Source organism: Isoptericola jiangsuensis (assembly GCF_048320105.1).
Taxonomy (GTDB): Bacteria; Actinomycetota; Actinomycetes; order Actinomycetales; family Cellulomonadaceae; genus Isoptericola; species Isoptericola jiangsuensis_A.
Genome location: NZ_CP182942.1, coordinates 1,206,145 through 1,225,570 on the forward strand (window position 1 = coordinate 1,206,145; position 19,426 = coordinate 1,225,570).

General features: G+C 74.7%; 19 protein-coding genes and 3 tRNA genes. 13 read left to right on the forward strand and 9 right to left on the reverse strand.

What is annotated here, in order from left to right:
• Positions 1–4: 4 nt before the first annotated feature.
• The 4 genes from ACNHYB_RS05680 to ACNHYB_RS05695 are packed head-to-tail and all read left to right on the forward strand — an operon-like array spanning position 5 to position 3,143.
• Positions 5–838: an ABC transporter ATP-binding protein gene (locus ACNHYB_RS05680; RefSeq protein WP_418277433.1), complete on the forward strand. Its 834-nt coding sequence runs from the start codon at positions 5–7 to the stop codon at positions 836–838.
• Complete coding sequence (locus tag ACNHYB_RS05685) at positions 835–1,476, forward strand: ABC transporter permease (RefSeq protein WP_418277434.1); 642 nt, start codon at positions 835–837, stop codon at positions 1,474–1,476. The genes ACNHYB_RS05680 and ACNHYB_RS05685 overlap by 4 nt, the downstream gene beginning before the upstream one ends.
• Entirely contained in the window at positions 1,473–2,204 is a 732-nt protein-coding gene (locus ACNHYB_RS05690) for an ABC transporter permease (protein ID WP_418277435.1), read from the forward strand. Before ACNHYB_RS05685 ends, ACNHYB_RS05690 begins: the two co-directional genes overlap by 4 nt.
• A 30-nt stretch (positions 2,205–2,234) precedes the next feature.
• The gene (locus ACNHYB_RS05695) at positions 2,235–3,143 is read left to right on the forward strand and encodes an ABC transporter substrate-binding protein (RefSeq protein WP_418277436.1); all 909 of its coding nucleotides are present in this window, start codon (positions 2,235–2,237) and stop codon (positions 3,141–3,143) included.
• 49 nt (positions 3,144–3,192) lie between these two features.
• Here the strand turns inward: ACNHYB_RS05695 and ACNHYB_RS05700 are convergent, their stop codons facing one another.
• Positions 3,193–4,104, reverse strand: coding sequence for an ATP-grasp domain-containing protein (locus ACNHYB_RS05700; RefSeq protein ID WP_418277438.1), 912 nt, complete (start codon positions 4,102–4,104; stop codon positions 3,193–3,195).
• Positions 4,105–4,163: 59 nt separating this feature from the next.
• Positions 4,164–5,654 (reverse strand): dihydrolipoyl dehydrogenase family protein, encoded by a 1,491-nt coding sequence (locus ACNHYB_RS05705; RefSeq protein ID WP_418277439.1) that lies wholly within the window; start codon positions 5,652–5,654, stop codon positions 4,164–4,166.
• A gap of 221 nt (positions 5,655–5,875) precedes the next feature.
• Here ACNHYB_RS05705 and ACNHYB_RS05710 point away from each other — a divergent pair, with 221 nt between their 5' ends.
• The 5 genes from ACNHYB_RS05710 to ACNHYB_RS05730 are packed head-to-tail and all read left to right on the forward strand — an operon-like array spanning position 5,876 to position 10,435.
• Positions 5,876–6,556: a biotin transporter BioY gene (locus ACNHYB_RS05710; RefSeq protein ID WP_418277440.1), complete on the forward strand. Its 681-nt coding sequence runs from the start codon at positions 5,876–5,878 to the stop codon at positions 6,554–6,556.
• 3 nt (positions 6,557–6,559) lie between these two features.
• Positions 6,560–7,972, forward strand: a complete 1,413-nt coding sequence (locus tag ACNHYB_RS05715; protein ID WP_418277441.1) for a class I adenylate-forming enzyme family protein — start codon at positions 6,560–6,562, stop codon at positions 7,970–7,972.
• Positions 7,969–9,144 (forward strand): acetyl-CoA C-acyltransferase, encoded by a 1,176-nt coding sequence (locus tag ACNHYB_RS05720; RefSeq protein WP_418277442.1) that lies wholly within the window; start codon positions 7,969–7,971, stop codon positions 9,142–9,144. Before ACNHYB_RS05715 ends, ACNHYB_RS05720 begins: the two co-directional genes overlap by 4 nt.
• Positions 9,141–9,824 carry an energy-coupling factor ABC transporter ATP-binding protein gene (locus ACNHYB_RS05725; protein WP_418277443.1) on the forward strand — a complete coding sequence of 228 codons (684 nt, stop codon included), beginning with the start codon at positions 9,141–9,143 and terminating at the stop codon, positions 9,822–9,824. The genes ACNHYB_RS05720 and ACNHYB_RS05725 overlap by 4 nt, the downstream gene beginning before the upstream one ends.
• Entirely contained in the window at positions 9,821–10,435 is a 615-nt protein-coding gene (locus tag ACNHYB_RS05730) for an energy-coupling factor transporter transmembrane component T family protein (protein WP_418277444.1), read from the forward strand. Before ACNHYB_RS05725 ends, ACNHYB_RS05730 begins: the two co-directional genes overlap by 4 nt.
• Before the next feature lie 95 nt (positions 10,436–10,530).
• Here ACNHYB_RS05730 and trmB read toward each other — a convergent pair whose 3' ends face one another.
• The 5 genes from trmB to ACNHYB_RS05755 form a co-directional block, all read right to left on the reverse strand.
• A complete protein-coding gene (trmB, locus tag ACNHYB_RS05735; protein ID WP_418277445.1) occupies positions 10,531–11,316 on the reverse strand; it encodes a tRNA (guanosine(46)-N7)-methyltransferase TrmB in 786 nt (261 codons plus the stop codon).
• A 98-nt stretch (positions 11,317–11,414) separates the two neighbouring features.
• Positions 11,415–11,825 carry a pilus assembly protein CpaE gene (locus ACNHYB_RS05740; protein WP_418277446.1) on the reverse strand — a complete coding sequence of 137 codons (411 nt, stop codon included), beginning with the start codon at positions 11,823–11,825 and terminating at the stop codon, positions 11,415–11,417.
• Positions 11,826–11,882: 57 nt separating this feature from the next.
• Positions 11,883–11,958: transfer RNA gene (locus tag ACNHYB_RS05745), tRNA-Lys, on the reverse strand.
• 46 nt (positions 11,959–12,004) lie between these two features.
• Positions 12,005–12,077 (reverse strand) — tRNA-Lys (locus tag ACNHYB_RS05750).
• A 136-nt stretch (positions 12,078–12,213) separates the two neighbouring features.
• Positions 12,214–12,567 carry a GroES family chaperonin gene (locus ACNHYB_RS05755; RefSeq protein ID WP_418277447.1) on the reverse strand — a complete coding sequence of 118 codons (354 nt, stop codon included), beginning with the start codon at positions 12,565–12,567 and terminating at the stop codon, positions 12,214–12,216.
• Positions 12,568–12,663: 96 nt separating this feature from the next.
• Between ACNHYB_RS05755 and bcp the strand changes: the two genes are divergently transcribed.
• The 3 genes from bcp to ACNHYB_RS05770 all read left to right on the forward strand — a co-directional run bounded on the left by bcp (position 12,664) and on the right by ACNHYB_RS05770 (position 16,434).
• The gene (gene bcp / locus ACNHYB_RS05760; protein ID WP_418277448.1) at positions 12,664–13,137 is read left to right on the forward strand and encodes a thioredoxin-dependent thiol peroxidase; all 474 of its coding nucleotides are present in this window, start codon (positions 12,664–12,666) and stop codon (positions 13,135–13,137) included.
• Positions 13,138–13,175: 38 nt separating this feature from the next.
• A tRNA-Leu gene (locus ACNHYB_RS05765) sits at positions 13,176–13,257 on the forward strand.
• Between the two features lie 189 nt (positions 13,258–13,446).
• Complete coding sequence (locus tag ACNHYB_RS05770) at positions 13,447–16,434, forward strand: glycosyl hydrolase (protein ID WP_418277449.1); 2,988 nt, start codon at positions 13,447–13,449, stop codon at positions 16,432–16,434.
• A gap of 90 nt (positions 16,435–16,524) precedes the next feature.
• Here ACNHYB_RS05770 and trxA read toward each other — a convergent pair whose 3' ends face one another.
• Positions 16,525–16,902, reverse strand: a complete 378-nt coding sequence (trxA, locus tag ACNHYB_RS05775) for a thioredoxin (protein WP_418277450.1) — start codon at positions 16,900–16,902, stop codon at positions 16,525–16,527.
• Between the two features lie 146 nt (positions 16,903–17,048).
• Here trxA and ACNHYB_RS05780 point away from each other — a divergent pair, with 146 nt between their 5' ends.
• Positions 17,049–17,630 (forward strand): NUDIX hydrolase family protein, encoded by a 582-nt coding sequence (locus ACNHYB_RS05780; protein WP_418277451.1) that lies wholly within the window; start codon positions 17,049–17,051, stop codon positions 17,628–17,630.
• 18 nt (positions 17,631–17,648) lie between these two features.
• On the opposite strand, the gene ACNHYB_RS05785 is transcribed toward ACNHYB_RS05780, so the two are convergent.
• A complete protein-coding gene (locus ACNHYB_RS05785) occupies positions 17,649–19,286 on the reverse strand; it encodes an ABC-F family ATP-binding cassette domain-containing protein (RefSeq protein WP_418277452.1) in 1,638 nt (545 codons plus the stop codon).
• Positions 19,287–19,426: the final 140 nt, after the last annotated feature.

Here is a 19,426-nt window from a genome sequence, read left to right on the forward strand (position 1 = left end):
CACCATGATCGAGTTCCGTTCCGTCACGAAGACCTATCCCGACGGGACGGTGGCGGTCGCGGACTTCGACCTCGTGATCCCCCCGCACCGCACCACGGTGCTCGTCGGGTCCTCGGGCAGCGGCAAGACCACCCTGCTGCGGATGATCAACCGCATGGTGGAACCGACGTCGGGCACCATCGAGATCGACGGCGAGCCCGTCTCGGGACGCGACCCCGTCCGGCTGCGCCGCAGCATCGGGTACGTGCTGCAGAACGGCGGCCTGCTCCCCCACCACCGCGTCGTCGACAACGTCGCCACCGTGCTGCGCCTGGAGGGCACCGCCAAGGCCGTCGCCCGGGAGCGCGCCCTGGAGGTCCTCGACGTCGTCGGCCTCGACCGCGCGCTCGCCGAGCGCTACCCCAGCCAGCTCTCCGGCGGGCAGCAGCAGCGCGTGGGCGTCGCCCGCGCCCTGGCGGCCGACCCGAACATCCTGCTCATGGACGAACCCTTCGGCGCCGTCGACCCCATCGTGCGGGCCGAGCTGCAGACCGAGACGCTGCGCCTGCAGCAGGAGCTGAACAAGACGGTCGTGTTCGTCACCCACGACATCGACGAGGCGTTCCTGCTCGGCGACCAGGTCGTCATCCTCTCCCAGGGCGCGACGGTGGCCCAGATGGGCTCCCCCAGCGAGATCATCGAGCACCCCGCGGACGACTTCGTGGCGTCGTTCATCGGCGTGGACCGCGGCGCCCGCGCCCTGCGCGCCAAGAACACCGACCAGGGCACCGTCCTCGTGGACGCCAACGGCCGCACCCAGGGCGTGCTCGTCGACGGCGCAGCCGGGGAGGCCCGGTGACCTGGGTCGCGAACAACCTCGACCTCATCGGCAGGCTGACGGTCGAGCACCTGCGCCAGAGCGCCCTGCCGATCCTGCTCGGGCTGGTCCTGTCAATCCCGGCCGGCTGGTTCGCGTTCCGGTTCCGGCTCACGCGCGGACTCGTCCTCACCGTCGTCGGGCTGCTCTACACGATCCCGTCGCTGGCCCTCTTCGCGCTGCTGCCGCCGCTGCTCGGCATCAGCTTCCTGTCCGAGATCAACCTGATCATCGCCCTGACGATCTACGCCGTGGCGATCATGACCCGGTTCGTCGCCGACGCCCTCGGCTCGGTCGAGCCGTCCGTCCGCCAGGCCGCCGACGCCGTCGGCTACGGGGCCTGGCGACGGTTCTGGCTCGTGGACCTGCCGCTCGCCGGGCCCGTCGTGCTCGCCGGCCTGCGCGTCACCGCGGTCTCCACGATCTCGTTGTGCACCGTGGGCATCCTCATCGGCATCGACAACCTCGGCTACCTGTTCACCAACGGCTACCAGCGCCAGATCGTCGCCGAGATCCTCGCCGGCGTCGTCGCCGTCGTCGTCATCGCCCTGGTCGTGGACCGGCTGCTCGTCGTGATCGGGCGGGCGCTCATGCCGTGGGCCCGGGAGGGGGCGTCATGAACCTCTTCGCCGAGGCGTTCGCGTGGATCTTCTCCCCCGACCGCGCCACCGGGTCCCTGCCCCTGTCGGAGGCGCTCGGCACCCACCTGGCGTTCACGGCCGTGTCGGTCCTGGTCGCGGCCCTGCTGGCCGTGCCGGCCGGCTGGTTCGTCGGGCACACCGGACGGGGCCGCGAGGCCGCGGTCGCACTGTCCGGCGCGGCGCGCGCCGTCCCGTCGTTCGGACTGGTGCTGCTGCTGGTCCTCGTGTTCGGCGTCACCCACAAGGTCGGCGCGGCGACCACGGCGTTCGTGCTGCTCGCGATCCCCCCGATCCTCGCCGGGGCGTACACAGGCGTGGAGGCCGTCGGACGACGCGTCGTCGACGGCGCCCGTGCCGTCGGCATGACGTCCGGCCAGGTGCTGCGCAAGGTGGAGGTGCCCCTCGGCCTGCCGCTGCTGATCGGCGGCCTGCGCTCGGCGACCCTGCAGGTCGTGGCCACGGTGACCCTCGCCGGGTACGTCGGCAGCTGGGGGCTCGGCTTCTACATCGTCCAGGGCATCCAGCTGCGCGACTTCCCCCAGATCCTCGGTGCCTCCCTGGTCATCGTGGCGCTCGCCGTGGTGCTCGACCTGCTGTTCGCGATCGCCGAACGGGCCGTGGTCCCGCGCGGCGTACGAGCCGGCCGCGACGCCGGATCACCCCGGGGACGCCGCCTGAACAGGACGAACCGGGCACCGGGTGCTTGACTGACGATCGATCGCAGAGAAAGGCTCACCATGCCCACCACTCGACGCACGGCCCTCGTCGCGGCAAGCGCGGCCGCCCTGCTCACCCTCACCGCCTGCGGCGGCGACTCCGACCCGCTGGAGCAGGACTCCGGCACCGACGAGTCGATGTCGTCCGACACGATCGTCGTCGGATCCCAGGCGTACTACTCCAACGAGATCATCGCCGAGATCTACGCGCAGGCGCTCGAGGGCGCCGGCATGACCGTGGAACGCAACTTCACCATCGGTCAGCGCGACGCCTACATGCCGGCCCTGGAGGCCGGCGACGTCCAGGTGTTCCCCGAGTACACCGGCAACCTGCTGCAGTTCTACGACCCCGAGACCACGGCGACGTCGTCGGAGGACGTCTACGCGGCGCTCACCGAGGCCCTCCCGGAGGGTCTGGCCGTGCTGGAGCAGTCCCCCGCCACGGACCAGGACTCCTACAACGTCACGGCCGACTTCGCCGAGGCGAACGGTCTGACCTCCATCGGCGACCTCGCGGGCGTGCCCGACCTCGTGGTCGGCGGCCCCGCCGAGCTCGAGCAGCGCCCCTACGGCCCCCAGGGGCTCGCGGACGTGTACGGCGTCGACGTGGCGTTCGAGGCGACCGGCGACACCACCGTGCAGGACCTCGTCGCCGGGACGGTCAACGTGGCGAACGTGTTCAGCGCCGACCCGCGCATCCAGACGGAGAACCTCGTCACCCTCGAGGACCCCGACGGGCTGTTCCTGGCCTCCAACGTCGTCCCGCTCGTGAGCGCCGACGTGGCCGACCAGGTGGCCGACGTCATCGACCCCGTCAGCGCGGCCCTCACCCCGGAGGGCCTGGTGGACCTCAACGTGCAGTCCACCGAGGACCAGCGCTCCAGCGAGGACATCGCCGCCGACTGGCTCGCGGAGAACGGGCTGGGCTGACCCGGGTACGGCGAAGGGCCGGGAGGCCTCCCGGCCCTTCGCCGTCCGCTCAGCCGACGCGTGCGACGATCGCGTCCGCCAGCTTGCCGGTGGTGTCGGCGTCGCCGGCGTACTTGAGCCACAGCGACGGCTCGGTGAGCTCCAGCTCGATGACGGTCGGGACGTCGTCCGCCCCGGCCACCAGGTCGACGCGGGCGTAGAGGAACGGCGTGGACTCCCCCACGGCCTCGTGCGCGACGGCGAGCGCCTTGCGCGCCGCCTCCACCTGCGCGTCGGTGGCCTCGATCGCCTGCATCTGCTCCTTGCGGTACAGCCCCTGGGTGGGGGCGGTGGGGCCGGTCAGGAGCGCGTTCTTGCGCACGGAGTGCCGCAGCTCGCCCTCGACGAAGATCAGGCACGTCTCGCCCGCGGTGTCGACGCTGGTGACGTACGGCTGGATCATGACGGCGCGCCCGGAGTCGAGGAGGTCCTTGGCGTGGTCGATCGCGAGAGAGCGCGACTGGGCGCTGACGGGCTGGTAGCGGCCCGTGTCCCGCGCCCCGGCGGACACGACGGGCTTGACGACGAAGTCGCCGAACGCCGGCATGCGGGTGTGGATGGCGCGCTTGGACAGGTGGCGCTCGGGGTCCAGCCAGATCGTGGGGATGACGGGCACCCCCGCCTTCTCCAGCGCCTGCAGGTACGTCTTGTCGGTGTTCCAGGCGATGATCTCGGCGGAGTTCGCCAGCCGCGGCACGGTCCGCGCCCACTCGACGAACTCGTCGCGGCGCGGGGAGTAGTCGTACGTGGACCGTACGACGACGAGGTCGTACGACGACCAGTCGGTGGACTCGTCGTCCCAGACCACCGCGTCGGCGCTCACGCCGCGGGCGGCGAGGGCGGCGAGCAGCGGGCGGTCGTCCGCGTCGAGGTCGGGCAGGACGGAGCAGGTGGCGAGTCCGACTCGCTTCGTCGTGGTCACGCCCCGAGCCTATCGGGCGGATGTTTCGCCCGCGGACGCCGCCCGGTCCGCGGGCGTCCTCACAGTCCGTACTCCTCGGCGAACCGCAGCCAGACCTCGCTGACGGTGGGGAACGCGGGCACGGCGTGCCACAGGCGGTGCAGCGGCACCTCGCCGACGACGGCGATGGTGGCGGCGTGCAGCATCTCGCCGACCTCGGGTCCCACGAACGTCGCCCCGACGATCACCTCGCGCTCGGTGTCCACGAGCACCTGGGCGCGCCCGGAGTACTCGGGCGTCAGCAGGCTCGCCCCGGCGACACCGGCGAGGTCGAAGGGCACGGCGCGCACGGCCAGGCCCGCGGCGCGCGCCTGGGACTCGGTGGGCCCGACCCAGGCGACCTGCGGTCGGGTGAACACCACCTGGGTCTGGGCACCGTGGTCGGCGCGGGCCTCGTAGCGGCTCCAGCCGCCCTGGTCCGACGTCGGCACCTCGGCTGCTCGTGCGCCGTCCGCCCCGAAGCGGGCGGCCACGACGTCGCCGCTCACGCGGGCCTGGTACTTGCCCTGGTGGGTGGTCGCGACGCGGCCGGTGACGTCACCGCACGCGTAGAGCCACGGCCTGCCCGCGGCGTCGGGGGCGGCGCCGACGACGGCGGTGGTGTCGTCGATCTCGAGGGCCGCGTGCGGGTCCAGGCCGACGGTGTCGAGGCCGACGTCGCCGGTGCGGGGTCGACGCCCGGTCGCGACCAGCAGCTCGGCCGCCGTGACCTGCGCCGGGGCGCCCGCGTCGGCGTCGACGACGGTCACGGTGACCGGGCCGCCGGGTTCCGGCCGCTCGACGCCCTGCACCTCGGCCCCGAGCCGCACGTCGACGCCCGCCGCGCGCAGCGACTCCTCGACGGCCCGGCCCGCGAACGGCTCGGCTCCGGTGAGCAGTCCGCTGCGCGCCAGCAGGGTCACCCGGGCACCGAGGTCGGCGTACGCCGTGGCCATCTCGCAGCCCACGACTCCCCCGCCCACGACCACCAGCGACTCCGGCACCGCCTCGGCCGACGTCGCCTCGCGGGACGTCCACGGGTTGGCCTCGGCCAGTCCGGGCACACCGGGCAGCACGGCCGAGCTGCCCGTGGCCACGACGACGGCGTAGCGCGCCTCGAGGCGTCGTGGCTCGCCGGGTGCGTCGTCGTCCACCCCCTGGGCGGGCGTGACCTCGACGAGCCGTTCGCCGACGAGGCGTCCGTGGCCGCGCACGAGCGCCAGGCCCGCCGAGTCGAGCCACTGCACCTGGCCGGCGTCGTCGCCGTCGGAGGTCATCTCGTCGCGCCAGGCCAGGACGGCGGCCGCGTCGGGGGCGCCCGGGTCGGCGAGGCCCGGCACCTGCCGGGCCGCCTCGCGGGCAGCACCGGGACGCAGCAGCGTCTTGGAGGGGATGCACGCCCAGTAGGAGCACTCCCCTCCCACCAGCTCGGCCTCCACGATCGCGACGGACAGCCCGGTCCGGGCGGCACGGTCGGCGGCGTTCTCCCCCACGGGGCCCGCTCCGATGACGATGACGTCGTAGGTCTCCATACCGGCATCGTGTCGCGCCGCGCCCGGCCGCGCAGCCCGAGACGCCCTGCGATGTTGGAGACTTCCCCCGAACCGGCGCCGGATGCTTGGGTGGGACCGGACAACCGGTTGTGCGATCCGTGCACGACGACGGCGCGCACCTGGCCCGGTGGCGGACGACGGGCCGGGCGCCGGGCGCACACAGTGGTGACTGCGCCAGATCCCCTCGACGAAGGAGCACGATGACCGGCACCGAGCCCGCGACCGCCCACCACGCCGACCGCCCGGCCCCGCGTCCCGGGGGCGGCGACGCGGCGGGTGCCGCGGGCGGCAGCACGCAGGACGCCACGGTGCGCGCCGGGGCGATGGTGGCCGCCGACGCCGCCCGGATCGCCACGTTCGCCGCGCTCATCGCGGTGCTGGGCATGCCGGGGACGATCAGCGTGCTCGTTAACGCCGTCCCGATCACCCTGCAGACGCTCGGGGTCATGCTCGCCGGGGCGATCCTCGGGGCCCGCCGCGGGGCCCTGGCCGTGCTGACCTTCCTCGCGCTGGCCGCCGCCGGCCTGCCCGTCCTCGCCGGTGGCCGCGGGGGGCTCGGAGCCTTCGCCGGCCCGTCCGCCGGGTTCCTCCTCGGGTTCGTGGTCGGGGCGTTCGTCGTGGGTCTGCTGGTCGGACGGCTGCGCCGGGTCACGTTCCTCGGGGTGCTGGCCGCGAGCCTCGTCGGCGGTGTCGCCGTGATCTACGCGATCGGGATCCCCGTGCAGGCCCTCGTCACCGGGACGCCCCTCGGCGAGACCGCCGTGCTGTCCCTCGGGTTCCTGCCCGGCGACGTCCTCAAGGCGCTCGCCTGCGCGTCCGTCACGGTCGGGGTCGCCCGCGCCTACCCCGCCGCGTTCGCCCACCACCGCCCGGAGGCCTGAGCGGTGCCCGTCGCCCACCTCGTGCTGCGCCGCGGCGCCGGACCGGACGCCGGGCGCACCGCCCTCGTCGGCGACGACCGGCGGCGCACGTACGCCGAGCTCGCCGCCGACGTGCGTGCGGGGGCGGCGCACCTGCGCGCGGGTGGGCTCACACCGGGCGACCTCGTGGCCCTCACCCTGGGCGACGCGCTCGACACGCTCGTCGCCCTGCTGGCGGTCGACCACGCGGGCGGGGTCGCCCTGGTCGGCGATCCCGCCTGGGGTGTCCACCAGCGGGCGGAGGTCCTGCGCACGCTGGAACCTGCCGTCGTCGTCGCCGTGCCGCTGCCCCGCGCGGCCGACGTCGGCCTGCCGCCCGGCATCGACCCCGATCCCTGCAGCGAGCCCGACCTCGAGGCCCCCGCGTGGGCGGGGTTCTCGTCCGGCTCGACGGGGCGCCCCCGCGCCATCACGCGCAGCCGCGGGTCGTGGACCCGCTCGTTCGGCCACGTCTCCGACCTCACCGGCACGCGACCGCAGGACACCGTGCTGATCACCGGACCGCTCGCCAGCTCGCTGCACTGCTTCGCCGCCCTGCACGCCCTCGGGACCGGGGCCTGCGCCGACCTGGTGCCCACCCCGGCGACGACGACGGCGGCCCTGGCGCACGGCGACGTCGCGCACGTCGTGCCGTCCCGGCTGGACGACGTCCTCGACGCCCTCGACGCCGGCGCACCCTCCCGGCTGCGCACCGTCGTCGTCGGCGGGGCGGGGCTGGACCGTGCCCAGCGCGAGCGGGCGGCAGCCCACGGCATCGGCGTCGTCGCCTACTACGGGGCGGTCGAGCTGAGCTTCGTGGCCGTGGACACCGGCGCCGGGCTGCGCCCCTTCCCCGACGTGGAGATCGACGTGCGCCCCCAGGAGGGCACCGACCTCGGCGAGGTGTGGGTGCGCTCGCCCTGGACGGCGGACGGCTACCTGGCGGGCGCGCGCGGTCCGCTGCGGAGAGAGGGCGGCTGGTGCACGGTCGGCGACCTCGCCGACCTGCCCGACGGCGACGGCGACGAGCCGCTGGTGCTGCGCGGCCGCGGCGACGGCGCCATCCTCACGGCGGGCGCCACCGTCGTGCCCGAGGACGTCGAGGTCGCGCTGCGGCCCGTCCCCGGGGTGCGCGACGTCGTCGTCGTCGGGGCCCCGCACCGCCGGCTCGGCGCCGTCGTCGTCGCCGTGGTCGAGGCGGACGCGCGGCCCGGGCTGCGGGCCCACCTCGAACGCGTCGCCCGCGCCACCCTCGCGCCGGCCCAACGACCGCGGCGCTGGTACCGGCTCGACGCGCTGCCGCGCACCGGCGCCGGCAAGCCGGCCCGCGCCGCGATCGGCTCGGCCGTCGCCGGGACGCACAGTCCCGCACTCGCCGGCCTGGAACCGCTGCGATGAGCGTCGTCGTGGCCGCGCGACGCACCTGGATCAGCCGCGCCGGGGCGGGCCACGGCGCGCACGACGAGACCACCCTCGCCGCGGCCGTGCTGAGCGCCTGCGCCCACGACGCCGGTGCGACCCGCACCCCGCCGGGCGGCTTCGCGCCCGCCGGACCGCTCGGTGCCGCACCGGGCCGCACCGTCGAGGTCGACGAGGTCGTGCTCGGCAACGCCGCGGGGCACGGCGGCGACGTCGGACGGCGAGCCGCCCTGGCCGCCTTCGGCCGCCACGTGCCCGGGGTCGGCGTGGACCGGCAGTGCGCCTCGGGCCTCGCGGCGATCACGCTGGGCGCCGCCCTGGTCGACGCCGGTCAGGCCGCCACGGTGCTCGCCGGCGGGGTCGAGGTGGCCGGGCTGGCGCCGCGACGCGCGCACGGCCCGCTGGACTACGCGCGGGCCTCGTTCGCTCCCCCGCCGTGGGCCGACCCGGACCTCGGCGTCGCCGCGGAGGTGCTCGCCCGCGACCGCGGCCTGGGACGCGCCGCCCAGCACGCCGTCGCCACCGCCTCGCACCAGCGGGTGCTCGCCGCCCACCAGGCCGGACGTCTCGACGCCGAGACGGTCCCGGTGGGCACGCTCGCGGCCGACGAGCACGCCCGCGCCCTGCCGGACGCCGTGCGGGCACGCCTGCCCGGCGCATTCACCCCCGACGGCACCGTCACGGCCCTGTCCGCCGCGCCCCCGGCGGACGGCGCCGCCGCGGTGGCGCTCGTGGCCGACGACGCGCGCCCGCCCGGCGTCGGCGGGCTGCGGCTGGTGGCGACGGCCACCGTGGCGGGGGTGCCCGCCGACGCCCCGCTGGCCGTCGGCGCGGCGGTCCGCCGGGTGTGCGACCGCGCCGGGGTGGGCCTGGACGACGTCGGTGCGTTCGAGGTGGTCGAGGCGTTCGCCGTCCAGGTGCTCGCCACCGGGCAGGACCTCGGCGTCGACGTGGTCCACGACCCCCGCTGGAACCCGGACGGCGGCGCGCTCGGCTACGGCCACCCCTTCGGCGCGAGCGGCGCCGTGGCCGCGGTCCGGCTGTTCGCGCGGCTGGTCCGTGGCGGCGCGGCGCCCGGCACCCTGGGGGTGGCTGCCGCGGCCGCGGCGGGCGGGCAGGGCGTCGCCGTCCTGGTGGAGGTGGTCCGATGACGCAGATCCTCCTCGACGACGTCCACGTGCGCCGCGAGGGCCGCCACGTGCTGCGCGGGGTGACCCTGGAGATCACGGAACGCCGGGTGGCCGTCATCGGGGCGAACGGCTCCGGGAAGTCCACCCTGGCGCGGCTCCTCAACGGACTGGTGCTGCCGACGTCCGGCGAGGTGCGCGTCGACGGGCTCAGCACACGCCGCCAGGGCAGGCAGGTGCGCCGTCGCGTCGGGTTCGTGTTCACCGACCCCGACGCCCAGATCGTCATGCCCACCGTCGCCGAGGACGTCGCCTACTCGCTGCGCCGACGCGGCCTGTCGCGCGAGGAGATCGCCGCCCGCGTCGACGCCGAGCTGGCCCGGCACGGCCTGGACGGGCACGCCGACCACCCCGCGCACCTGCTGTCCGGCGGGCAGAAGCAGCTCCTGGCGCTGACCAGCGTGCTCGTCACCGACCCGGCGCTCGTCGTCGCCGACGAACCGACGACGCTGCTCGACCTGCGCAACACCGCGCGCGTGGCCGCCCTGCTGGCCGGGCTCGAGCAGTCCGTCGTGCTCGTCACCCACGACCTGGACCTCGTCGCGGACTACGAGCGGGTGCTCGTCGTCGACGACGGCCGGGTCGTCGTCGACGACGTGCCCTCCGTGGCGGTGCCCGCCTACCGGACGCTGATGAGCGCATGACGGCCTGGACGACGCGCGCGGTGCAGTCTCCGCCGGCGAGCAGCCTCGTGCACCGGCTCGGGGCCGGGGTGAAGCTCGTCGCGCTCGCCGTGTGCTCGATCGCGCTGCTCGCCGTGGACTCCGTGCCGGGTGTGGCGGTCGCCGTCGTCGTCACCCTGGTCTTGTACGCCCTCGCGCGCCTGGGCCCGCGCGCCCTGTGGTCGCAGGTGCGCCCGCTGCGCTGGTTCGTGCCCGTGCTGCTGGCCGTCCAGGTGTGGACGCTGGGGCCGCTGGGCGCCGTCGTGCTGACCACGCGCCTGCTGGTGCTCGTGGCGCTGGCCGGGCTGGTCACCCTCACCACGCCGACGTCGGCGATCCTCGACGCGCTCGAGGGGGCGCTGCGCCCGCTCGCGCGGCTGGGCGTCGACGCCGAACGGGTCGCGCTCGTGCTGGCGCTCGCCGTGCGGTCGGTGCCGGTGGTCGCCGACCTGGCCGGCGAGGTCCGCGACGCCCAGCGCGCCAGGGGCCGTGAGCGGGACCTGCGGGCGTTCGCGGTGCCGCTCGTGGTGGGCGGGCTGCGGCGGGCCGACGCGCTCGGCGAGGCGCTGCGCGCCCGCGGCCTCGACGACTGACGGACCCGCCGTGCAGGGCCGCCCGACACTCCTCCCCCAGCACCCACCACCTCGGCGGAGGTGGGTGCGGTGAGAGGGGGGGTGGGGCGGGGGCGTCAGAGACGCACGTACTCCAGGTCCGTCGCCGCGCGGTCGGCGTCACGTCCCTTGCGCTCGAAGCTGGTGAGCACCCGGCCCTCGAACCTCGGGGCACGCCCACCCGGGCCGTGCGCGTTGCGGAAGCCCGGGGCGGCGTCCCCGACGGCGAGCATCACCTCGGCGTACTCCGCCCAGTCCGTCGCCAGACGCCAGCGCCCGCCCGGCCGCAGCACCCGCGCGGCCAGCGCGGCGAACTCCGGGGTGACGAGCCGTCGCTTGTGGTGGCGCTGCTTGGGCCACGGGTCCGGGAAGAACACCCACAGCTCGTCGAGGCTGCCCTCGGGCAGCGCACGCGCCAGGAGCTGGGCGGCGTCGACCTGCATGATCCGCAGGTTCGTGAGCTCCTGGCCCGGCGCGCCGCCCGCGTCGGCGGGGTCGGTGCCGGCATGCCCGGCACGCACGATGGTCTGCGCCACCCCCGGGGTGTACACCTCGACGGCGACGTGGTCACGTTCCGGGTGGGTGGCGGCGGCGTGCACGATGCACTCCCCCAGCCCTGTGCCGATCTCCATCACCAGCGGAGCGGTCCGCCCGAACGCGGCGGCCGCGTCGAACGTCCAGCCCGGCAGCACGGACAGCTCGCGGTCCTCGTGCTCGTGCGGCACCTCGACGACGTACCGGTGGCGCCGCGCGTCCCAGGCCCGCTGCTGGCTCGGGGTGAGGCGCGCGGTGCGCCGCACGTAGCTCAACGGCTGGCGGTGCAGGCGCGGGTCGACCGGTTCTCGGGCAGGGGTGTCGGGCACCGGACAAGCCTACGGGCCGACGACGCCGCCCCCGACCGCCCCGTCAATCGGCCCCGACCGTCCGGTCAACCGCTCCGTCGCCGGCCGCGGAACGGGCGTCAGTCCGCCGTCGACAGGTCCACGAGGGCGAGCAGGGCCTCGCCGTAGGCGTCCGCCGCCTCGGGTGCGCTGAAGGTGCGCTGCTCGCCCAGGAGGTCGACGTCGACGACGTACGCGCCGTCGTCGTGCCGCAGCCCGCGGAACGTCCCGCCCAGCAGGTCACGGAGCTGGTCCTCGCGCGGGAGCCAGAGGGTGTCCTCGATGCTGACGGAGTCCAGCGCCCACTCGGTGGTGCCGTTGAACCCGAGGACGGTGCCGGTCGGGAAGTGGTGGGCCTCGATCGTCATCGTCGAGACCGTGAAGACGTCGGCGCCGAGGTCCGGGGCGTCGATGTGGAAGCGGTCGCCGTCGGCGGGCTTCCACACCAGCCCGGCGTCCTTCAGACGGCCGGCGAGCGCGGTGGAGATCATCGACCCATCGTGCCACCGCACGACGAAGGCCCCCACCGCATGCGGCGAGGGCCTCGCTGGTGCGCCATCAGGGACTCGAACCCCAAACCCGCTGATTAAGAGTCAGCTGCTCTGCCAATTGAGCTAATGGCGCGTGGGCGCGGACCCCCTCCGCCGAGGCGGAGAAGTGCCGTTGCCGGTGCGCCATCAGGGACTCGAACCCCAAACCCGCTGATTAAGAGTCAGCTGCTCTGCCAATTGAGCTAATGGCGCGTCGCGGTTGGAAACTCTACCAGGCTCCGGGCCCCGTGCGGCACCGTGACGACGCCGCACGGGCTGTGACCTCCGTGACAGCCGGACCGCGAGCGCCGCGCGACCGTCGCGCCGGCCGGGCCGGTCCCCGCGCAGGTCACAGGTACAGACCGGTGGACCCGTCGTCGTCGGAACGCTCCGCCACGGCGTGGACGTCACGCTCGCGCAGCAGCACGTAGTCGGTGCCGCCGAGGTCGACCTCGGCGCGCTCCTCCGGGTCGTAGAGCACCCGGTCGCCCACGGTCACCTGGCGCACGTGCTCACCCTTGGCGACGACCTTCGCCCACGCCAGACGCTTGGGCCCGGCGGCGGTGGCCGGGATCACGAGGCCGGCCGACGACTGCCGCTCGGAGGCGTCGACCTCCGGGTCGACGAGGATCCGGTCGTGGAGCATGCGGATCGGCAAGGGGTCGGTACCCGACGTCGAGGTGCTGGGCGCTGCGGAGCTCACGAGCCCACGCTACGCGAGCCCGGGCGCACGTCTCCAACCCCGCCCGCCGGGAGGCTAGGCTCGACGGCGGCCCGCACCCTGACCCGAGGAGACCTCGTGACGCTCGCCGTCGGCGACACCGCCCCCGACTTCACCCTGCCCACCGCCGACGGCGGCACCGTGGCGCTCGCGGACGTGCTGGAGGGCGCCGACAAGGGGGTCGTCGTGTACTTCTACCCGTCGGCGATGACGCCGGGCTGCACGACGCAGGCGTGCGACTTCCGCGACTCGCTGGCCGCGCTGCAGGGCGCCGGGTACACCGTGGTCGGCATCTCCCCCGACGAGCCCGCCAGGCTCGCGAAGTTCGCCGAGCGGGACGCCCTGACGTTCCCCCTCGCGTCCGACCCCGAGCACACGGTGCTCGAGGCCTACGGCGCCTGGGGCGAGAAGAAGAACTACGGGCGCACCTACACCGGCGTCATCCGGTCGACCGTCGTCGTGGGCACCGACGGCGTCGTGCAGGTCGCCCAGCACAACGTCAAGGCCACGGGGCACGTCGCCCGGCTGCGCAGGTCCCTCGGCATCGACTGACCTCGCCGCCCTCCCCGCGCCGTAGGATTCGGGGGTACGCGCGAGTGGCGGAACAGGCAGACGCGCTGGGTTTAGGTCCCAGTGTCCCCGGACGTGCGGGTTCGACTCCCGTCTCGCGCACGCATCGGCCGGCCGCATCCTCGGCCACGGGCCCTCAGCCGGGACCCTCAGGGTTGCACGTGTCACCAAACCGCGTAACCTCGTGTTCACACGCATCCACGAGCCCGCTCCGGGGCCGGCGACGAGGCCGACAAGGGGGCGCCGGGCGGTCGCTCGCGAGGATGCCGAACTCCCCGAGGTGACCGAACGATGACGTTCAAGCATCAGTCCGCCTTACCGAGTGACACGAGTCATCACTCACTGTCCCGCCGCAGGACCCACCGCCGACGCACCGCCGGCGCCGCCGCGTTCGCGCTCCTGGTCGGCGGCGCGCTCGTCGCCACGGCCTCCCCCGCGAGCGCCGAGATCGTCGACGCCGGCGAGGGCAGCTACACCACCGACCCCGTGGGACCGTCGCCCGAGGGCTGCGCCGCGATCGAGGCCGATCCGCGCGCCTTCGTCACCGACGACGCGCCCGACACCCCGCTGCCCACCAACGACTGGTGGTCGTCGCTGGCGTTCAAGAAGTTCGACTGCGCCTGGAGCGCGCCGCTGCACGCCCATCCCGCGTCTTACCAGCCGTCCGCGGGCGGGCTGGGGATCTCGTACACGACCACGCCGTCGATCAGCGGCACGCCCACCGGGGTCTCCGAGTACCACTTCCCCTACACCGAGGACCTGCGCGCGGGGGTGGCGGGGCTCGACGCCGACCACGTCTCCGTGGGCGGCTGGACGGACTGGACGGTGGACCCCGTCTGGGACGACGGTCAGCAGTCGCTGCGCGCCACGATCGGCCACGGGCTGCCCATCGCCTGGTTCGAGGCCGACGGCGGCGACGCGCAGCTCACGCTCGCCGGCACGCCGCAGGTGTGGCTCGACGAGCCGGGACGGATCGGCCTGAGCGTCGGCGGCGCCGACTACCTCGCCGTCGTCCCGGCCGACGTCCGCTGGACGGGCAGCGGCACGACCCGCACCGCACCCACGGACAGGTTCGCCGTCGCGCTGCTTCCTGACGGGAGCGCGTCCGAGCGGGACGCGCTCGTGGACGCCTACACGGCGTCCGGCCGCGCCCCGGTGACCGGCACGCGGGCGGACTACGTCTACGACGAGGCCGACGGCGTCGTGCGCACCACGTACGCGATCGAGACGACGCCGTGGCCGGGCGCCGACGACGCCGGCACGGTCGCCGCGCTCTACCCGCACCAGAGCGCCTACCTCACCGGCGACGAACCCTCCGGGGCGACCTACGTCTCCGCCCGCGGCGACCTGGCGGTGCTCACCGGGGTCGACGGGTTCACCACCGCGACCCCGTTCGGCGGGCTGCTGCCGGAGGTCCCGGCCGTGGCGACGTCGTCGGGCGCGGGCCGGGCGACGCTGGAGGCGCTGCTCGACGAGCTGGGCGACCCCCTCGGCCAGCAGAAGGCCGACACGTACTGGACGGGCAAGGCCCTCGGCCGCGCCACCCGCATCGTCGAGATCGCCGACCAGCTCGGCCGCACCGAGCAGCGTGACGCCGCCCTGGCGGACGTGCGCGCGGTGCTCACCGACTGGTTCACCGCGACCACCGGCAAGACGGAGCAGGTGTTCGCGTACGACGCGGACTGGGGCACGCTGGTCGGCTTCCCGGCGTCGTACGGGTCCGACACCGAGCTCAACGACCACCACTTCCACTACGGGTACTTCATCGCCGCGGCGGCCACGCTGGCGCGGTTCGACCCGCAGTGGGCCGCCGACTACGGACCGATGGTGGACCTGCTGATCCGCGACGCGAACGGCTACGACCGTGACGAGACGCGGTTCCCCTACCTGCGCGACTTCGACATCTACGCCGGTCACGACTGGGCGTCGGGGCACGGCGCGTTCGCCGCGGGGAACAACCAGGAGTCCAGCTCGGAGGGCATGAACTTCGCGGGCGCCCTGATCCAGTGGGGCGAGGCGACCGGCGACCGTGAGGTGCGCGACGCCGGCGCGTACGTGTTCGCCACCCAGGCGGCGGCGATCGACCGCTACTGGTTCGACGTCGAGGGCTCCACGTTCCCCGAGGAGTTCGGCCACCCGGTGGTCGGCATGGTGTGGGGCGACGGCGGGGCGTACGCCACGTGGTTCAGCGGCGAGCCGGAGATGATCCAGGGCATCAACACGCTGCCCATCACGGGCTCGCACCTGTACCTCGGGTCCTCACCCGAGAACGTCGTGGACCTCTACGAGCACCTGGTGTCCGTCAACGGCGGCCCGCCGACCGTCTGGCAGGACATCGCGTGGAACCACCTCGCCCTCGGCGACGCGCCCCGGGCGCTGCAGGCGTGGGAGGGTACGTCGTTCACGCCCGAGGAGGGTGAGACCCGCGCGCACACCTACCACTGGATCGCGAACCTGGCGGAGCTGGGAACGGTCGCGAGCGACGTGCGCGCCGACCATCCGCTGGCCGTGGCGTTCGACGGCGACGGACGCACCTACGTGGCGTCCAACGTGACGTCGGCGCCGATCACGGTGACGTTCACCGACGGCACCGAGGTCGAGGTCCCGGCGGGCCGCACGGTGGCCCTCGGGGCGCACGAGTGGTCCGGCGGCAGCGCCGGCGGCGGTCCGACGGCGTCGCCCGAGCCGAGCGTCACGCCCGACCCGGAACCCAGCGGGGAACCGTCGTCCCCGGAGCCGTCGCCGGAACCCTCGCCGGACCCGACCGTCAGCCCGGACCCGACGCCCGAGCCGTCCTTCGCCGCCCAGCGCTACCTGGTGCTCGACGCCGGTGCCGCGACCCTGGCCGCCGCGCCCGGGCCGCAGGGCTGGACCGACCTGGCGGGCGCGCAGGGCGCGACCCGCGACGGGACCCCGTACCGGGCGACGACGTTCGCCGCGACAGGGCTGACGGCGGCCTACACCGGTGGCGACACCGCGTTCGCCCTGGCGGTGGACGCCGGTGACGTCGTCGGGCTGGCGGTGCAGGTGCGCGTCGGCTACGACCTCACCGGGGACGGGACGGTGGACCGCACCGAGACGTACCCGTACTTCGCCACCGACCCCGTGCCGGGTGCGGAGTCGTACACGTCGACCCGTGGTCCGGTCACCGTCACCGGCGGCGCGCTCGACGACCTCGACGGCGGCACCGTGAGCGTCGAGGTGTGGAGCGCGCTCGGCACCGCGAGCCCGAGCGTGGGCACCGGGGAGGCGTCGTCGGTGACGCTGCCCTTCGAGTGACCCGGTGCCCGGCCCCCGGGCCGGGCACGACGGAGGCCACCTGCGGACCGGGTCCGCAGGTGGCCTCCGTCGTCGTGCGGGGCGTCAGGCTCAGGCCTGCTGCTCGCTGCTCTCGGACGCCGCGAGCTGGCGCCGCACGTCGTCCATGTCCAGGTCCTTGACGGCGTCGACGACCTGCTTCAGCGCGGGCGCGGGCAGCGCACCGGCCTGGTTGAACACCATGATGCCCTCACGGAACGCCATGAGGGTCGGGATCGCCGTCACGCCCGCGGCGGACGCGATCTGCTGCTGCGCCTCGGTGTCGATCTTGGCGTGCACGATGTCGGTGTTCTGGTCGCTCGACGCCTCGAAGACGGGGGCGAACTGGCGGCACGGGCCGCACCAGGACGCCCAGAAGTCGACCAGCACGATGTCGTTGTCCTTGATCGCCTGCTCGAACGTGTCGTCGGTCAGCTCGACGGTAGCCATGCGTAGTCCTCTCGTGGGTTGCCTCCAGGCGTAGCGTCCCACGGGCCCGCAGTATTCCGCCGGGCCGGTCCCACCCGAGCCCCGGGCCCGCCCCACCCGAACCCGCCCGGCTCGGGTGAGCGCTCCGCGGGTGGTAGAAACGAGGAGTGACCGACACCGCCGAGTTCCCGCCCGACGACGACCGCGCCCGCGACACGGGCTTCGAGGCCGCGCCGACGGGCTGGCTCACCCCCGAGGACATCGCCGCCGCCCGCGCCCAGCTCCCCCTGGTGTACGTGGACGCCGTGCCCGTGCAGGTCGACGAGTCCGGCGACGTCGTCTCGGTGGGTCTGCTGCTGCGCGCCACCCCGCTGGGCAGCATGACGCGTGCGCTCGTGTCCGGTCGGGTGCTCTACCACGAGCGGGTGCGCGACGCACTGCTGCGCCACATCGAGAAGGACCTCGGACCGGTGGCGCTGCCGCAGATCCCCGCCTCGCCGCAGCCGTTCACGGTCGCCGAGTACTTCCCCACCCCGGGGATCACCCCGTTCCACGACCCGCGCCAGCACGCGATCTCCCTCGCCTACGTGGTGCCGGTCAACGGCGACTGCCGCCCGCAGCAGAACGCGCTCGACCTCGCCTGGCTGACGCCGGAGGAGGCGTGCAGCGACACCGTGCAGGCCGAGATGGTCAACGGTCAGGGCACGCTGGTGCGTCAGGCGATGGCGCACGTGGGGCGCCTCGACTGACCTCGGGGGCCTGGGCGATCAGGCCGTGAGGTCGAGCACCGGCCAGTCGGCGAGGTCGGCCCGCATGCGGCGGTCGTGGGTGGCCACGACGACGGCGGCGGACGTCCGCAGCAGGGCAGCGGTGAGGGCGTCCATGACGTCGACGGACAGGTGGTTCGTGGGCTCGTCGAGCACCAGCAGGTGCGGCGCGTGCAGCAGCGCGAGCGCGACGTCGAAGCGGCGGCGCTGACCCACGCTCAGCTCGGCGACGGGACGGTCGAGCTCGTCCTCGGCGAGCAGCCCGAGCGCTGCGACGGGCACCAGGTGGTCCGGGTCGAGCTCGCCGCGGCTCAGCAGCTCCAGGGCGTGCGCGGCGTAGGCGTCGAACGCGGAACGCTGCAGGTTCTCGGGCCCGACGACGTCGCTCTCCTGCGTGACGACCCCGATCCGCAGCCCGTCGCGTGCCGTGCGCAGCCCGCGCTCCAGCGCAAGCACGCCCGCGAACGCCGCGAGCAGCGTCGACTTGCCCGTGCCGTTCGCGCCCGTGACGAGCAGCCGGCCCGACGGCGGCACCGCCACGCGCGTGCCCGGCAGGTCGAGCCGGGTGGCGCCGTCGGGCGCGACCACACGCGGCGAGCGCAGCTCGACCAGCGCCTCGCCCGGCTCCCACCCCGCCGACAGTGCCGGCAGGTCCGGGAAGGCGAGCGCAGGGGGCGGGGGCGGCACGTCGACCGCCTCGGCCTCGAGCTTCTCCACGAGCCGGTCGGCGGCCTTGACGTGGATCCGTGCGCGGGTGCCGCGGCGGTGCTTCTGGGACCCCTTGGGCGGACGCCACTCGTCGGACAGCCCCTCGTAGGAGCGGTCGAGGCGGAACGCGAGCTCGGCGGCCCGCTTCTGCTCGGCCCGGAACCGCTGGTGCCAGCGGGCGAGCATCTGCGCCTTGGCGAACCGGTACTCGTGGTAGCCGGGCTGGCCGTACAGGGCGGGGCGCCCGTCCATCGCGGGGTCGAGGTCGAACATCGCGGTGACGACGTCGTCGAGCAGCTCGCGGTCGTGCGTCACGACGACGACGCCACCGCGCCACGTCTGCAGGGTCTCGGTGAGGTAGGCGACACCGGAGTCGTCGAGGTGGTTGGTGGGTTCGTCGAGGAGCAGCAGGTCGGCACGCTCGGCGAGGCGGCAGGCGAGCCGCACCCGGTACCGCTGCCCCACGGACAGCGTGTCGAGGCGTCGGGCCGGGTCGCGGACCGCTCCGAGGCGGGTGAGCGCGACGTCGACGCGCCGGTCCGCGTCCCACGCGGCCAGGTGCTCCACACGGGCCAGCAGGTCGCCCAGCTCGCGCAGGTCCCCGTCGTCGTGGTCGAACGCGGCGGCCGCCTGCTCCAGGTCGGCCGCGAGCGCCCGCAGCTCCGCCAGGGTGTCCGCGACGAGGTCGCCGACGGTGCGCCCGGCCGGCTCGGTGAGCTCCTGGGGCACGTACGCGAGCGAGCCACGACGGCGGACCCGGCCCTCCTTGGGCTTCAGCTCGCCGGCGAGCACCCGCAGCAGAGTGGACTTGCCGGAACCGTTCTCCCCCACGACGCCGAGGCGTACGCCGTCGGACACCCGCAGGCCGACACCGTCCAGGACGGGACGGCCGGGGTAGGCGAAGGAGATGTCGGAGGCGACGAGGTGCACCGCACCAGCGTAGGCGGGCATCCGTGCTGGACGGACCGCGGGGGTCGTCGACCTGGGCCGGTGACCGACCCGCCGGGCGGGCGAGCACGTGCACCAGCGCTCCCCGGCTCACGTTCCTGCGGGCACCGTGATCGTCGTGA

Bases quoted from the DNA above. Each gene is read 5' to 3' on its own strand.
- ACNHYB_RS05680 (WP_418277433.1), top strand. From the start codon at position 5: ATGATCGAGTTCCGTTCCGTCACGAAGACCTATCCCGACGGGACGGTG.
- ACNHYB_RS05690 (WP_418277435.1), top strand. From the start codon at position 1,473: ATGAACCTCTTCGCCGAGGCGTTCGCGTGGATCTTCTCCCCCGACCGC.
- ACNHYB_RS05695 (WP_418277436.1), top strand. From the start codon at position 2,235: ATGCCCACCACTCGACGCACGGCCCTCGTCGCGGCAAGCGCGGCCGCC.
- ACNHYB_RS05705 (WP_418277439.1), bottom strand. From the start codon at position 5,654: ATGGAGACCTACGACGTCATCGTCATCGGAGCGGGCCCCGTGGGGGAG.
- ACNHYB_RS05710 (WP_418277440.1), top strand. From the start codon at position 5,876: ATGACCGGCACCGAGCCCGCGACCGCCCACCACGCCGACCGCCCGGCC.
- ACNHYB_RS05720 (WP_418277442.1), top strand. From the start codon at position 7,969: ATGAGCGTCGTCGTGGCCGCGCGACGCACCTGGATCAGCCGCGCCGGG.
- ACNHYB_RS05725 (WP_418277443.1), top strand. From the start codon at position 9,141: ATGACGCAGATCCTCCTCGACGACGTCCACGTGCGCCGCGAGGGCCGC.
- ACNHYB_RS05730 (WP_418277444.1), top strand. From the start codon at position 9,821: ATGACGGCCTGGACGACGCGCGCGGTGCAGTCTCCGCCGGCGAGCAGC.
- ACNHYB_RS05740 (WP_418277446.1), bottom strand. From the start codon at position 11,825: ATGATCTCCACCGCGCTCGCCGGCCGTCTGAAGGACGCCGGGCTGGTG.
- ACNHYB_RS05770 (WP_418277449.1), top strand. From the start codon at position 13,447: ATGACGTTCAAGCATCAGTCCGCCTTACCGAGTGACACGAGTCATCAC.
- trxA (WP_418277450.1), bottom strand. From the start codon at position 16,902: ATGGCTACCGTCGAGCTGACCGACGACACGTTCGAGCAGGCGATCAAG.